This is a genomic window from Burkholderia sp. AcTa6-5, assembly GCF_017815075.1.
GTDB classification, from domain to species: Bacteria; Pseudomonadota; Gammaproteobacteria; order Burkholderiales; family Burkholderiaceae; genus Burkholderia; species Burkholderia sola.
In genome coordinates this window covers 91,917-106,309 of record NZ_JAGIQE010000012.1, presented here as the reverse complement: position 1 = coordinate 106,309, position 14,393 = coordinate 91,917, and the positions used below count along the sequence as shown (strand labels likewise).

General features: G+C 64.3%; 10 protein-coding genes. All 10 read left to right on the top strand.

All coding sequences use genetic code 11. From position 1 onward, the window contains the following. Positions 1 to 21: 21 nt before the first annotated feature. Positions 22 to 564: a fimbrial protein gene (locus tag J8I33_RS17795; RefSeq protein WP_209927542.1), complete on the top strand. Its 543-nt coding sequence runs from the start codon at positions 22 to 24 to the stop codon at positions 562 to 564. A 112-nt stretch (positions 565 to 676) separates the two neighbouring features. Next, positions 677 to 1,429: a fimbria/pilus periplasmic chaperone gene (locus J8I33_RS17790; protein WP_245172176.1), complete on the top strand. Its 753-nt coding sequence runs from the start codon at positions 677 to 679 to the stop codon at positions 1,427 to 1,429. Positions 1,430 to 1,543: 114 nt separating this feature from the next. Beyond that, complete coding sequence (locus tag J8I33_RS17785) at positions 1,544 to 4,153, top strand: fimbria/pilus outer membrane usher protein (protein ID WP_209927546.1); 2,610 nt, start codon at positions 1,544 to 1,546, stop codon at positions 4,151 to 4,153. 55 nt (positions 4,154 to 4,208) lie between these two features. Beyond that, complete coding sequence (locus tag J8I33_RS17780) at positions 4,209 to 5,273, top strand: fimbrial protein (protein ID WP_209927548.1); 1,065 nt, start codon at positions 4,209 to 4,211, stop codon at positions 5,271 to 5,273. 249 nt (positions 5,274 to 5,522) lie between these two features. Further along, positions 5,523 to 6,065 carry a fimbrial protein gene (locus tag J8I33_RS17775; protein WP_209927550.1) on the top strand — a complete coding sequence of 181 codons (543 nt, stop codon included), beginning with the start codon at positions 5,523 to 5,525 and terminating at the stop codon, positions 6,063 to 6,065. 392 nt (positions 6,066 to 6,457) lie between these two features. After that, on the top strand, positions 6,458 to 7,555 hold the full coding sequence (locus J8I33_RS17770) for a fimbria/pilus outer membrane usher protein (protein WP_348522281.1): 1,098 nt from the start codon (positions 6,458 to 6,460) through the stop codon (positions 7,553 to 7,555). A gap of 24 nt (positions 7,556 to 7,579) precedes the next feature. Further along, the gene (locus J8I33_RS17765; RefSeq protein WP_209927552.1) at positions 7,580 to 8,629 is read left to right on the top strand and encodes a fimbrial protein; all 1,050 of its coding nucleotides are present in this window, start codon (positions 7,580 to 7,582) and stop codon (positions 8,627 to 8,629) included. An 843-nt stretch (positions 8,630 to 9,472) separates the two neighbouring features. Further along, a complete protein-coding gene (locus J8I33_RS17760) occupies positions 9,473 to 12,376 on the top strand; it encodes an autotransporter outer membrane beta-barrel domain-containing protein (protein WP_245172168.1) in 2,904 nt (967 codons plus the stop codon). A 266-nt stretch (positions 12,377 to 12,642) separates the two neighbouring features. Continuing rightward, complete coding sequence (locus tag J8I33_RS17755; RefSeq protein WP_209927553.1) at positions 12,643 to 13,788, top strand: homoserine O-acetyltransferase; 1,146 nt, start codon at positions 12,643 to 12,645, stop codon at positions 13,786 to 13,788. Then, entirely contained in the window at positions 13,785 to 14,393 is a 609-nt protein-coding gene (metW, locus tag J8I33_RS17750; protein WP_009689331.1) for a methionine biosynthesis protein MetW, read from the top strand. Before J8I33_RS17755 ends, metW begins: the two co-directional genes overlap by 4 nt.

Here is a 14,393-nt window from a genome sequence, read left to right as displayed (position 1 = left end):
CCCTTACTAACAGGTACTTAAATGTCCAAAAAAGCACTTTCCATTCTGATGGCGACGGCAGGTCTCCTCGCCGCGGCCTCGTCGGCTCAGGCAGCCGACGGCACGATCACGATCACCGGCGAGATCACCGCCCAGACCTGCAACATCTCGGGCGACGGCGGCGGCAAGGATTTCACCGTCACGCTGCCCAACGTGTCGACGTCCGCCCTCGCTACGCCGGGCTCGACGGCCGGCCGCAAGCCGTTCCGCATCAACCTGACCAACTGCTCGCCGAATTCGGGCAAGGCGTCGGTGTACTTCGAGCCGGGCACGACGGTCAACGCGCAGACGGGCCAGCTCTTCAATGCAACGGGTGACGCGAAGAACGTCGAAGTCGGCCTGCTGAACAAGGACGGCTCGAAGATCGAGCTGGGCAAGGCGCAAGCGCAGCAGAACTCGCAGATCGTGGATATCACGGGCGCCGCAGCCGAGCTGAACTACTTTGCGCAATACGTCGCGACCGGCGGCGCGTCCACGGCCGGCACGGTCAATACGTCTGTCATGTACTCGGTCTCGTACCAGTAACGCGGTCTGCCGACCGGCGGCCCGGGCACGCGAAGCAGTGGCGCTGCACGGGCCGCGTCCGACCAACAGTGAACTGTCCATCTACAAGGAGAACTCAGCGATGGGAATGCCAATGAACTTGCGTTTGAGCGTGGGGGCCGCAGCGCTGATCGCGTCGCTGTCCGGCCTGAGCACCGCGGATGCAAGCGTCGTGATCGGCGGAACGCGCGTGATCTATCCGGAAAAGGAGCGCGAGGTCACGGTCAAGCTGACCAACGAGGGCGACCGGCCTTCGCTCGTCCAGGCATGGGTCGACGACGGCCACGCGAACGCGCTGCCGGACGACTCGAAGGTACCGTTTACGCTGACGCCGCCGTTGTTCCGTCTCGATCCGAAGAAAGGCCAGAGCCTGCGGCTGATCTATACGCAGGAACCGCTCGCGCAGGACAAGGAAACGCTGTACTGGCTCAACGTGCTCGACGTCCCGCCTCAGGCCGCCGGCGATTCGAATGATCCGAACATGCTGCAGCTCGCGTTCCGCACGCGCATCAAATTGTTCTTCCGCCCTGCGGCACTGCAAGGCGTCGCCGACGAATCCGCGGAAAAGGTCACCTGGAATTTCGCGCCGAAGTCCAGCGGCGGCTATGCACTGCAAGCGACGAATCCGACGCCCTACCACGTGACGTTCACCAAGCTGGTCGTCAAGTCCGGCGGCGCGACCTGGACCGACGACAAGGGCGGCATGGTCAAGCCGGGTGCCACCGAACAATTCGACGTCGGCAATGTGCCGTCGCCGTCCGGCGCGCCGATCGAAGTCGACTACACGTTCCTCAACGATTACGGCGCCGCCATCGAAGGCCGTTACGCGCCGAAAAAGGCGCACTGACACCGCCCGACCGTTTCCGACTCAACCCGTTGCTGACCGGCGGTGCGGCACTCGCACCGGCGCAGGCAGACCGTCGCTCGCGTTATGACGATGCGGCATCAACACATTGAATTCATGCGAGCGAATCATCACATTCAACCACTGGAGTCTCCGCGTTTCGCGCTCAAGCCGGGCTATCTGCTCGTCATGGCGGCGCTCGGCGGCTGGACGGCCGGTGCATTCGCCGCCGACGCGTCAGCCGCTCCGGCGGAGCCCTTCGACGTCGCGCAGGTTCAGTTCAATGACACGTTGATGATGAAGCCGCGCGGCCAGCGGCTCGACCTCGATCGCTTCGCGAAAGGCAACCCGGTTCCGGCCGGCGAGTATCTGGTCGACCTCTACGTGAACGAAACGTGGACGGGCCGCTCGACGGTACGCTTCGATGCACCGGCAGGCGCGGTCAGCGCGACGCCGTGCTTCGACCGCACGCTCGTGAGCCGGCTCGGCCTCGACAGCGAGACGCTGACCGATGCAGCGCGCGCCGAGCTCGCGCGCGTGCAGGCCGGCGAGTGCACGGACGTCGCCAGTCTGGTGGCCGGCGCCACCGTTGAATTCGACATGTCCGAGCTGCGGCTGAACGTGAGCATTCCGCAGGCATCGCTGCTGCGCAATCCGCGCGGCTACGTGAGTCCGGAACTGTGGGACAGCGGCGTGCCAAGCATGACGCTCAAGTACGACGCGAACGTGTTCCGGAACATGTCGTCCGGCTATGACAGCACGCAGGCCTATCTCGGGTTGAACGCGGGCGCCAATATCGGCAACTGGCATTTCCGCCACAACGGCTCCTACAGCGCGCAATCCCAGGGGCCGAGCCGCTACCGGAGCCTCAACACCTACCTGCAGCGCGACCTGCCCGCATGGCGCAGCCAGCTGAAGATCGGCGAGACCTATACCGACGGCACGCTGTTCGAGAGCGTCGGCATTCGCGGCGCCACGCTCGAGACGGACGACCGGATGCTGCCCGACTCGATGCGCGGCTATGCGCCGATGATCCGCGGCGTCGCCACGAGCAATGCGCACGTCGAGGTGTCGCAGAACGGCGCGCTGCTGTACGAAACCAACGTCGCGCCCGGCCCGTTCGAGATCAACGACCTGTACCCGACCGGCTATGGCGGCAACCTGCTCGTCACGGTCACCGAGGCCGACGGTAGAAAGCACAGCTTCACGGTGCCGTATGCGGCGGTCGTGCAGTCGCTGCGCCCCGGCCTCTCGCGTTTCGGCGTCGCGGTGGGGCAGTTGCGCGAGTCGCTGCTCGAGCGTCACCCGAATTTTGCGCAGGCCACCTATCAGCGCGGCATCAGCAACCTGCTGACCGGCTATGTCGGGGCCATCGTCGCGGAAAACTATCTGGCCGGGCTGGTCGGTGCCGCGTTCAACACGCCGGCCGGCGCGTTCGCGGTCGATGTCACGCAGGCGAGCGCCCGCATCCCGGGCGTGTCGGCCACGAGCGGCCAGAGCGTGCGCGTCAGCTACAGCAAATCCGTCGAAGCGACCGGCACCAACATCGCGGTCGCCGCGTACCGCTACTCGTCGCGCGGATACTGGGGCATGCGCGATGCGATGTATGCCCGGGAACAAGCGGCAGCAGGCCGGAATCCGGGCGACGTGTACCGGCAGCGCAACCAGGTTCAACTGACGCTGAACCAGACGCTCGGCGAAGGGCGCGGCACGCTGTTCGCGATCGGCTCGTCGTCCAGCTACTGGAATCGGCAAGGCACGACCACGCAGTTCCAGGTCGGCTACAACAACAGCCTGCGGATCGCCGGCCTCAACGTGAGCTACAACCTGTCGGTGTCGAGGCAGCGCGACGGCTATTCCGGCAACCTGAACAACCAGGTCTACGCGAACGTGACCATCCCGCTCGGCCGGCGCTCGTATGCGCCGACGTTGAGCTCGAGTATCGCGCACGACAACCGGGGCGGCACGACCGGCCAGATGTCGCTGGCCGGCACGCTCGGCGAATCCGGCGCGCTCACCTACGGCTTGAACACCACCACCGGCGGCGGCACGACGTCGGGCGGCGGCAACGTGCAGTATCGCAGCCCGTTCGCGACTCTCTCGGGCAGCGCGGCCGGCGGCAGCGGCTACTCGAGCGTATCCGTCGGCGTATCGGGCGGCGTCGTCGGTCATGCGGGCGGCGTCACGCTGGCCAACGATCTCGGCGATACCGTCGCGATCATCGAGGCCAAGAACGCCGTCGGTGCCCGTGTCACCAACGGCACGGACGTTCGGATCGGCCGGCGCGGCTATGCGGTGCTGCCGTATCTGACGCCGTACAAGATGAACACGATCGAGCTCGACCCGAAGGGCATTCCGCTCGACGTGGAGATGCTGACGACGAGCCAGCAGGTCGCACCGCGCGCGAATTCGGTGGTGAAGCTCAAGTTCGGCACCGTCAGCGGACGCGCGGTGCTGCTCGGGATTCATCAGCCGGACGGCACGCCCATTCCGTTTGGCAGCGCGGTGGTCGACGAGGAAGGCAATTCGATCGGCATGGCGGGCCAGGGCGGCACGGTATTCACGCGCGGCCTGAATGACTCGGGTGTGCTGACCGCGAAATGGGGCAACCGCGCCAATCAGGCCTGTTCGTTCTCCTACAGTTTGCCGACGGAGCGGAGCAAGCATGCCGCGTACGAGCGGATGGACGCGAAATGCGACTACTCGCCGATCAAGGCCCGGCCGTAAGCCGTTCCACATGCGGCCGACTCCTTCGAACACACAATTTTTACGGTGAGGTTTCATGAAGTTCACCCCACGCAGATTCGCCATTCATCTTCTCCGGCTGCTCATCGTCTGGTTGATGCCGGTGGCATGCGGTATCGGCATTGCGCATGCGCAATACTGCAAGTTTGACACCCCCCCCAATGGGATCTTCTGGCCCTACGGATTCGTCAAGGGAGGGAAACTCGTCATTCCGCCCAATTTGCCGAACGGCGCCGTAATTGGAACCGCGACCCAGGACATTTCGTACAAGTGTGACGCCAATCCCGGCGGATGGGAGTTCAGGTTCGCGCAGTATTACTACCCGACCGACATACCGGGGGCCTTCAACACCGGCGGGTTGACCGGCTCGAATACTGTTCACTATTTGTACGTTGGCATCCGCACGACGAACCTGGATACGGGTGAAGTCATGATGGCGAATACCGCTCTTACTCAGCCGTGGGGGCCACCAATCGGTCAGACCGGGGCTACCCAAGGCGTGCTGAGGATCAAGAAAGAGCTGATCAAACTGAGCGACAACATCTACAACTATCCTAATGCAGTCCTGTTCAACATGACTCAATACGACTCGGAAATACAAGCATTCAACAGGAGCACCAATCAACTGAAAGGGTATTGGAGATCCTATTGGTGGGACACCGGGAACATCGCGCTCACGCCGGTCAGCTGTACCGTCCTGACGAACAACGTGAACGTCCCGCTGCCACCGGTCGCCGCCAGCAAGCTGAACGCGGTCGGCATGACAGCCGGCGATCGCGACTTCGCCATCAGCCTGTCCTGCAAGGCCGGTACGAACCTCTACGTGACGCTGACGGACCTGACCGATCCGGGAAACATGAGCAATGCACTCACGCTCACGCCGGACGCCACGGCGAAGGGCGTCAAGCTGCGGATTCTCAGGAACGGCCAACCCGTCAGCTACGGTCCCGATTCGTCCGCGGTCGGCAACCCGAACCAGTGGTACGTCGGATCGTCAGGGTCGGTCAGCAGTATCCCGCTGAGCGCGCAATACATCGCGACCGGCGTCGTATCCGGCGGGAAGGTCAAGGGCGCCGCGACGTTCACGTTGAGCTATCAGTGAACGCGTCGCACTCGATCAAAGCAATTCGGCAGTGCGCCGGCCGCAACCCAGTTTCACGCAGCCGGCGCGCTCCATCGGTCACCGCCCGATCGGTGACCGGAATAATCTTCTGATTAGCAGTCCGACAGGACTTCATCGGAAGGTGCTTATCGGATGAACTCGACATGCCGCACGCACGGCCAGTCCCGGCGAGCAGGCGGCACGACGACGGAGTCCGCGTTTTTTCAACCAGTACTCGAGGAAATTGATATGAAACTCGCACTCTCCAGCATCGCTGCTCTCACCGTCGCTGCCGCAGCCATGATGCCGGCCGTCTCGCACGCCGCCGACGGCACCATCACCATCAACGGCAAGATCGGTACGCAAACCTGCACGATCGACGGCAACGGCACGGGCGGCAAGGACTTCACGGTCGCGCTGCCGAAGGTGTCGACGACGTCGCTCGCCAGCGGCGGCGCGACGGCCGGCCGCACGCCGTTCAAGATCGGCCTGAAGAACTGCTCGCCGGCCACCGGCAACGTCTACACGCACTTCGAACCGGGCACCACGGTCAACTCGACGACCGGTCAGCTGCTCAACGCATCGGGCACCGCGAAGAACGTCGAAGTCGGCCTGCTCAACGGCGACACGACCAACATCGGAGTCGGCAAGGCCGATGAAAACTCGAAGGCCGTCGCGCTGAAGGACGGCGCTGCGGACCTGCCGTACTACGCCCAGTATGTCGCGACGGGCGGCGCCGCGGGCCAGGGCACGGTGAACACTTCGGTGATGTACTCGATCATGTATCAGTAAAGTCCACGATCCGGCGCACGTCCCGCGCGCCGGATCGTCACCGGGGCGCGGGGGTGCGCCCCTTCTCCCGCATCCTCGGCAGACCAGCGGCCATCGATCCGCCCGCCGACGGCATGGTCGTTCAAGCAGTCGTCACTGCATCTCACCTCGTTCAGGATTCCCTCACGAACCCGGCCGGAAACGCTCACGCCGGGCGCCACGCAATTGGCCGGCCCGGTTCCGGGTCCGCCCCCACGCCTGCAATCATCCAGGAGTCGGCACCGAAGCGCCTTCGCGCCTCACGTGTACGCCGTGCCGCCCTTCGGCTCCTTCCACAAATTCGAACTCGTCCAATATCCAAACGTGCTCAGCGGAACTACTTTTCACCTGTTCTAGAAAAGAAAGGTGATCTGGTGACCCGCAGTTATTTCATCTCGGCCCGCGCGCGCGTCCGCCTGTATGTCGCACATTCGGCCCTGCTCGCAGGCGCGGCGATGTCGCGGCTATGCGCCCGTGATTCGGGGCGTCGCGACGAGCAACGCGCACGTCGCGGTATCGCAGAACGGTGCCGTACTGTACGAAACCAACGTCGCGCCGGGGCCGTTCGAGATCAACGTCGCGGCGGCGCAACCGGACAGATGTCGGTAACCGGCACCGTCGGGCAGTCCAATACGCTCTCGTACGGCGTGAATGCCAACACTGGCGGCGGCTCAACGTCCGGCGGGGGTAATGTGCAGTACCGCAGCCCGCTGGCAACATTATCCGGCAGCGCGAGCGGCGGTAGCCGCTATTCGAGCGTCTCGGCAGGCGTATCGGGTGCACTTGTCGGGCACGTCGGCGGCATCACGCTCGCTAACGATCTCGGCGACACGGTCGCGCTCATCGAGGCAAGGGACGCAGTGGGTGCACGCGTCACGAACGGCTCGGACGTCCGGATCGACCGACACGGCTACGCGGTGCTCCCGTACTTGACACCGTACCAGATGAACACCATCGATCTCGATCCGAAGGGGATTCCGCTGGACGTCGAAATGCTGTCGACCAGCCAGCAGGTTGCGCCACGGGCGAATTCGGTCGTGAAGGTCAAATTCGCGACCACCACCGGCCGAGCCGCGTTGCTCACGGTACGCCAGCCGAACGGTGCACCGGTTCCATTCGGGGCGACCATTTCCGATGCGCAAGGCAATTCGAAAAGCGTAGTCGGACAAGGCGGCAACCTGTTCATGCGCGGTGCGGACGATTCCGGCACGCTGGTTGCGAAATGGGGTAATCGCTCTACGGAGTCGTGCACGTTTTCCTATCAGCTACCCGTTCATATTGGCAAGCGTGAAGTCTATTCCCGTTTCGAATCGACTTGTAATTACAGCCCACGCACAAACGCGAAACAAACTAGTTCGGTCGCGAATAGCGCCCCGGCAATTGAACAGCACCCCATGGATGAAACGTCGGCTGGAAATTGGCTGACCACGAATCCTGATCGAAACATCGATGCCAAGGCAAACGACAGATAGTCGTCAACACAGCTCGAAATTCACATGATTAAAATTCGCAAATCAATTATTGTCTTATTGATGGGACTCGTCAAATTCGCCCATTCTGCCCCCCTTCCCAATTGCCCAGGAACTGGCATTGGCGAATGGCATATCCCCATTAAAAATGTCAGCATTCCGCTCAACGCGGCAAACGGATCTGTCATTGGAAGCGGGACGTATGAGCTGCAGTACAACTGTCCGGCCAACATACTCAGCCCGGGTGGATTCAGATTCGACTTCAAGACCGACCCGGGCTACGTGGAAACGGAGTATCCCGGGGTTGTCAGGTTGGCTGATAATTTGGCGACAGACGACTTTCTTCGCTCCACGGGACTTCGACTCATCAATGCCGAAACAGGGCAAGTGATAACGGGATTCCTGCAAGGTTGGGCGCCATGGGGCCCCCCTAGCAGCACATCCACCCGTCCCTTTTCCGGAACACTGAAAATCAGATTTGATTTAATCAAATTAAATGATCTTATATACAACGTATCATCAGTCTATGTCGTACATAGATTTGGAAACCTCAGAAGCATAAACAACCACCTCGACTCCAACGATCCAATGCTTAACGGCGGCATATTCCTATGGAAGCTCATGCCTTTTATCAACGCAAAAATCACGCAGATGCCCCAAAGCTGCACTGTGACGACCCCTAACGTCCTGGTGCGCTTACCGCCGACCGCCGCCAGCAAATTGAACACCGTGGGTACAACTGCGGGCGACACCGGCTTCAACATCGGGTTGTCTTGCAAAACGGGGACGAACGTATATGTCACGTTGACCGATTTGACCGATACGGGCAATACCGGCAACCAGTTGACGTTGACGCCGGACTCGACGGCGAAAGGCGTGAAGCTGCGCATCCTGAAAAACGGTCAGCCGGTTGGCTACGGTCCCGATTCGGCCGAAATCGGCAACCTGAACCAGTGGCTGGTCGGCCCGTCGGCATCAACGACCAGCATCCCGTTGTCTGCGCAATACATCGCGACCGACAAGGTATCGGGCGGAACGGTCAAGGGTGTCGCCACGTTCACGATGAGCTACCAGTGAGCGCATAGCACGCATCGCTCAGTCATTCGGATGAACGCCCGGTAGCCCATCACATACGGCCGGCGTTCTTCGAAAGCCACCGCTCCATCGGTGGCCGAAACTGGCCTTCTGTTCGCAGATCGGCCTGAAGAACTGCTCGCCGGCCACCGGCAACAACGCATCGGGCACCGCGAAGAACGTCGAAGTCGGCCTGCTCAACGGCGACACGACCAACATCGGAGTCGGCAAGGCCGATGAAAACTCGAAGGCCGTCGCGCTGAAGGACGGCGCTGCGGACCTGCCGTACTACGCCCAGTATGTCGCGACGGGCGGCGCCGCGGGCCAGGGCACGGTGAACACTTCGGTGATGTACTCGATCATGTATCAGTAAAGTCCACGATCCGGCGCACGTCCCGCGCGCCGGATCGTCACCGGGGCGCGGGGGTGCGCCCCTTCTCCCGCATCCTCGGCAGACCAGCGGCCATCGATCCGCCCGCCGACGGCATGGTCGTTCAAGCAGTCGTCACTGCATCTCACCTCGTTCAGGATTCCCTCACGAACCCGGCCGGAAACGCTCACGCCGGGCGCCACGCAATTGGCCGGCCCGGTTCCGGGTCCGCCCCCACGCCTGCAATCATCCAGGAGTCGGCACCGAAGCGCCTTCGCGCCTCACGTGTACGCCGTGCCGCCCTTCGGCTCCTTCCACAAATTCGAACTCGTCCAATATCCAAACGTGCTCAGCGGAACTACTTTTCACCTGTTCTAGAAAAGAAAGGTGATCTGGTGACCCGCAGTTATTTCCTCTCGCCCCGTGCGCGCGTCCGCCTGTATGTCGCACATTCGGCCCTGCTCGCCGGCGCGGCGATGTCGTCGCCGTCAACCGCGCAAGTCACGGGCGGCGGCCCGCAGCGAGCCGACGGCATTGAACTCGAAGTCGCGCCGGGTGAATATTCGACGCACGAGGCAGGCAAAGAGGTGCTTTCCGCGATCAACGGCGGCATCCTGACGACCAGCGGCCGGACCCGCGTTTTTTCGACCGGCAACGGCGCCTCGGGTGTCTCCGCGTGGGGCAGCACGTCGCGCATCGTCCTCCGCGATACCGAAATCCGGACCCGCGGCGGCTCCAGCGCCGGCATCGAACTTCGTAACGGCGGCAACGCATCCGCGGAACGCGTGTCCATCGATACCGACGGCGACTATTCGCATGGCGCGTCCGTCGACGGCACCAACGCGCGCCTCACGCTCTCCGACAGCGTGATCGTGACACGCGGCAAGGAAGCGCATGGCATCACGGCGATCCTGGCGCCGGGCGGCACCATCGACGTGGCTGATACGCTGGTTCGTACCAGCGGCCTGTTCGGCGTCGGCCTGTCCATCAGTTACGGTGGTGTCCGCGCGACACTGACCCGCACCGATATCCGCACGGACGGCGACTATGCGTCGGTGCTGTTCCTGCCGAGCGCCTCCACGGTTGCATTCAGCGACTCGCACCTCGAAACCGCCGGCGACTACGCGCTCGGCGTGGACACGCGCGAGGGCAGTGTCGAACTCGCGGGCACCCGCGTCATCACGCACGGCAAGAGCGCGCACGGGCTTTATGCCTCGAAGGAATACACCGATACGCCTGCCATCGATGCAACCGATACGTTCGTGACCACCACCGGCGAACGCGCGATCGGCGTGATCGCCCGCCTCGGCGGCAAGATCGCGATGACACGCGGCGGAATCACGACAGACGGCGAACGCGCGCGCGGCGTGATGTCGGCCGGCACGGACTCCGTCGCGTCCCTCGTCGACACGAGCGTCGAAACCCACGGCAAGGAAGCCGCCGCGCTTTATTCAAGCGCCGGCGGCACGATCGACCTGGTGCGGAGCAGCGCGCGCGCGACCGGCGACGGCGCCCATGCAGCGGCCGTCTACGGCGGCACGCTGACGATCGACGACGGCTCGCTGATCAGCGAACGCCACGGCGCGATCGACGCGTCCGACGCGATCATCACGCTGAAGAACGGCACGCGCGCCATCGGCGGCAACGGCACGCTGCTATCCGTCCACGCGGAGTCCGGCGCCCCCGTGCGCCTGACGCTCGACACCGGCTCCCGTGCCGACGGCGACATCGTCAACCAGCCGACCGACGACGGCAGCCCGACGGATGCCGTGACGGACGTCTCGCTCGCCAATGCATCCGTATGGACCGGCGCGACCGACGCGGTCCGCACGCTGTCGCTGAACACGAACAGCCGCTGGACCGTCACCGCCGATTCGACGGTCGGCTCCGTCGCGCTGAACGATTCGACGATCGCGTTCGCCGCGCCCGCGGCACGCGGCACGCCGACACCGCGCACACTCGTCGTGACCGGCGACTATGCGGCCCGCAACGGCCGGCTCGTCCTCCATACGACGCTGCAGGACGACGCATCGCCCACCGACCGCCTCGTGATCGACGGCGGCCACGCGTCGGGCGACACCGGCATCGTCGTCAAGCGTTCCGGCGGCGACGGCGCGCCGACGACCATCGGCATCCCGCTCGTCGAAACCCGCAATGGCGGCACGACCGACGCGTCGGCCTTCACGCTCGATGCGGGATCGGACGGCTACCGGAACGGCTTCGGCACGTTGTCGGCCGGCGGCTATGACTACATGCTCAAGCGCGGCGGCCAGGGCGGCCGGGAGGACGACTGGTATCTCGTCTCCGCGGCAAAACCCGTACCGCCGGAACCGCCGCAGCCGCCTGAACCGCCGCAGCCGCCCGGCCCCGTCGATCCCGATCCGCCGATCAGCCCGGAAATCGTTCCGCCCCCTCGCACTGCCGCCCCGGAGCCCGATGCGTATCTCGCGAACGCCGATGCTGCGTCGATGATGGCAATCCACACGCTGCATCAGCGCGACGATCGCTCGCTGCGCACCGAAGCAGCCGGCCCGCTCGACGGTGCGGTCTGGCTGCGTGCCGAGGGCCAGATGACGTCGATGTCGGGCGGCAACCGCAGCGTGTCGGGCAACGGCCGCCTGATCCACGCGGGCGCCGACCTGCTCCGCTTCAATGACGGTCGCGGCGGCAGCATCCGGGTCGGCGCGATGGGCATGTACGGCAGCCAGACGAACTGGTCGACGCGCCCCCTGTGGAGCGCGATCGAGCACCGCGTGATGAACGCCACCGCGCGCGGCAGCGTCTCCGGCTACAACGTCGGGCTGTATGGCACGTGGTACGGCAACCGCGACATCCTGACCGGCCCCTATGTCGACGCGTGGTTCATGTATGGCGCTTATGCGAACAGCATCGGCGGCAGTCTGGCTGCCGACTCGTACCGGTCGCGAACCGTCACGGGCTCGCTCGAAACGGGCTATTCACTGCCCTTCTACGAGCGAGGCGACACGCGCTTCTTCGTCGAACCCGAAGCGCAGCTCGTCGTGTCGGACTATCGCGCGGACGCGCACGCCACGCCCGGCGGCCGGATCGACGGCCAGGGCGCCACCGACGTGCTCACCCGCCTGGGCGTGCGCGTGCATGGCATCACCGCGATGCCGCATGGACGCGAACTTCGGCCGTTCATCGAGGCAAACTGGTGGCACGGCCCCGGCTCGCGCTCGCTGGCGCTCGACGGCAATGCGTTCTCGTTCAGCGTGCCGCGCGACCGGGCAGCCGTGCGAATCGGCGCGACCGGCCAGTTGAGCCGTCACTTCTCGGTATCGGCGAGCGTCGGCGTGGAAGGCAATTTCTCCGACTATTCGGTGGTCCGTGGCCAACTCTCGGCAAAATATCGCTGGTAACGCCGCATCGACCGTCGGCGGGGCGCGAAATCCGTGCCCCGCCGAATTCCGCTATACTTTGCCGACCTGCCGCCCATGGCGGCAGTCGGAAGCGCGCCGATTTGCTGACTCGATTGCGGGCGCGCGAACCGGCCGGGGCTTGATGCGTCGATGCATCGTTCCCCCGGCGGTTCACTACAAATGCGGCTAAAGAGGTCGTCAGCCGCGCACCTTCGCCTCCGCGCCTCGCCGACACCGTTTAGCCGCCCAGTCATAAGGCGGAACGAATGGAATCGATCGGCATCGTCGCTCCACAGACCATGCACTTCGCCGAACCACTGCGCTTGCAAAGCGGCAGCGTGATCGGCAACTATCAGCTCGTCGTCGAAACGTACGGCGAGCTCAACGCCGCGCGCTCGAACGCGGTGCTCGTCTGCCACGCGCTCAACGCGTCGCATCACGTCGCCGGCGTCTACGCGGACGATCCGCGCAGCACCGGCTGGTGGGACAACCTGGTCGGCCCCGGCAAACCGCTCGACACCAACCGCTTCTTCGTGATCGGCGTGAACAACCTCGGCTCGTGCTTCGGCTCGACCGGCCCGATGAGCATCGACCCGTCGAGCGGCAAGCCGTACGGCGCAAAATTCCCGGTGGTCACCGTCGAGGACTGGGTGCACGCGCAAGCGCGCGTGGCCGACGCGTTCGGCATCGAGCGCTTCGCCGCGGTGATGGGCGGCAGCCTCGGCGGGATGCAGGCGCTCGCGTGGAGCCTGATGTATCCGGAGCGCGTCGCGCACTGCATCGACATCGCATCGACGCCGAAGCTGTCCGCGCAGAACATCGCGTTCAACGAGGTCGCGCGCTCGGCGATCCTGTCCGATCCCGATTTCCACGGCGGCGACTACTACGCGCACGGCGTGAAGCCGAAGCGCGGCTTGCGCGTCGCGCGGATGATCGGCCACATCACCTACCTGTCCGACGACGACATGGCCGAGAAATTCGGCCGTGCGCTGCGCCGCGCCGACGGTGCGCTCGATGCATACAACTTCAGCTTCGATGTCGAATTCGAGGTCGAGTCGTACCTGCGCTACCAGGGCGACAAGTTCGCCGACTACTTCGACGCGAACACGTACCTGCTGATCACGCGCGCGCTCGACTACTTCGACCCGGCGAAGGCGTTCGACGGCAACCTGACGGCCGCGCTCGCGCACACGCAGGCGAAATACCTGATCGCGAGCTTCTCGACCGACTGGCGTTTCGCGCCGGCCCGCTCGCGCGAGATCGTAAAGGCGCTGCTCGACAACAAGCGCACGGTCAGCTACGCGGAAATCGACGCGCCGCACGGCCACGATGCGTTCCTGCTCGACGACGCGCGCTATCACAACCTGCTGCGCGCGTATTACGAACGAATCGGCAACGAGGTAGGCGCATGAACCAGCAAGCCCTGAACTCCCTGTCCGCCCGCGCGGACTTCCGCACGATCGCGCGCTGGGTCGAACCGCGCTCGACGGTGCTCGACCTCGGCTGCGGCGACGGCTCGCTGCTCGCGCTGCTGATGGAAGAACTGGACGTGACCGGCTACGGGATCGAGCTGAACGACGCGGGCGTGCTCGCGAGCGCGAAGAACGGCATCAACGTGATCCAGCAGAACCTCGAGGACGGCCTGCGCCTGTTCGAGGACCACAGCTTCGACATCGCGATCCTGTCGCAGACGTTGCAGACGATTCACCAGACGGCTGCGATCCTGCGCGAAACGGCGCGCGTCGGCCGCGAGTGCATCGTGTCGTTCCCGAACTTCGGCTACTGGCCGCACCGGCTGTCGGTGCTGAACGGCCGGATGCCGGTGTCGAAATCGCTGCCTTACCAGTGGCACAACACGCCGAACGTGCGGGTGCTGACGATCGAGGATTTCGAGGCGCTGGCGCCCGAAGTGGGCGTGACGATCCTCGACCGCGTCGTGCTGCACGACGGCCAACCGATTCGATGGGGAGCGAACTGGCGTGGTAGTCTTGCTGTCTACCGCGTCAAGCGCAGCTGA

Excerpts from the sequence above, each read along its gene's own strand:
- J8I33_RS17795 (WP_209927542.1), top strand. The coding sequence starts at position 22 with ATGTCCAAAAAAGCACTTTCCATTCTGATGGCGACGGCAGGTCTCCTC.
- J8I33_RS17775 (WP_209927550.1), top strand. The coding sequence starts at position 5,523 with ATGAAACTCGCACTCTCCAGCATCGCTGCTCTCACCGTCGCTGCCGCA.
- metW (WP_009689331.1), top strand. The coding sequence starts at position 13,785 with ATGAACCAGCAAGCCCTGAACTCCCTGTCCGCCCGCGCGGACTTCCGC.
- J8I33_RS17780 (WP_209927548.1), top strand. The coding sequence starts at position 4,209 with ATGAAGTTCACCCCACGCAGATTCGCCATTCATCTTCTCCGGCTGCTC.
- J8I33_RS17790 (WP_245172176.1), top strand. The coding sequence starts at position 677 with ATGAACTTGCGTTTGAGCGTGGGGGCCGCAGCGCTGATCGCGTCGCTG.
- J8I33_RS17755 (WP_209927553.1), top strand. The coding sequence starts at position 12,643 with ATGGAATCGATCGGCATCGTCGCTCCACAGACCATGCACTTCGCCGAA.
- J8I33_RS17765 (WP_209927552.1), top strand. The coding sequence starts at position 7,580 with ATGATTAAAATTCGCAAATCAATTATTGTCTTATTGATGGGACTCGTC.
- J8I33_RS17785 (WP_209927546.1), top strand. The coding sequence starts at position 1,544 with ATGCGAGCGAATCATCACATTCAACCACTGGAGTCTCCGCGTTTCGCG.
- J8I33_RS17760 (WP_245172168.1), top strand. The coding sequence starts at position 9,473 with ATGTCGTCGCCGTCAACCGCGCAAGTCACGGGCGGCGGCCCGCAGCGA.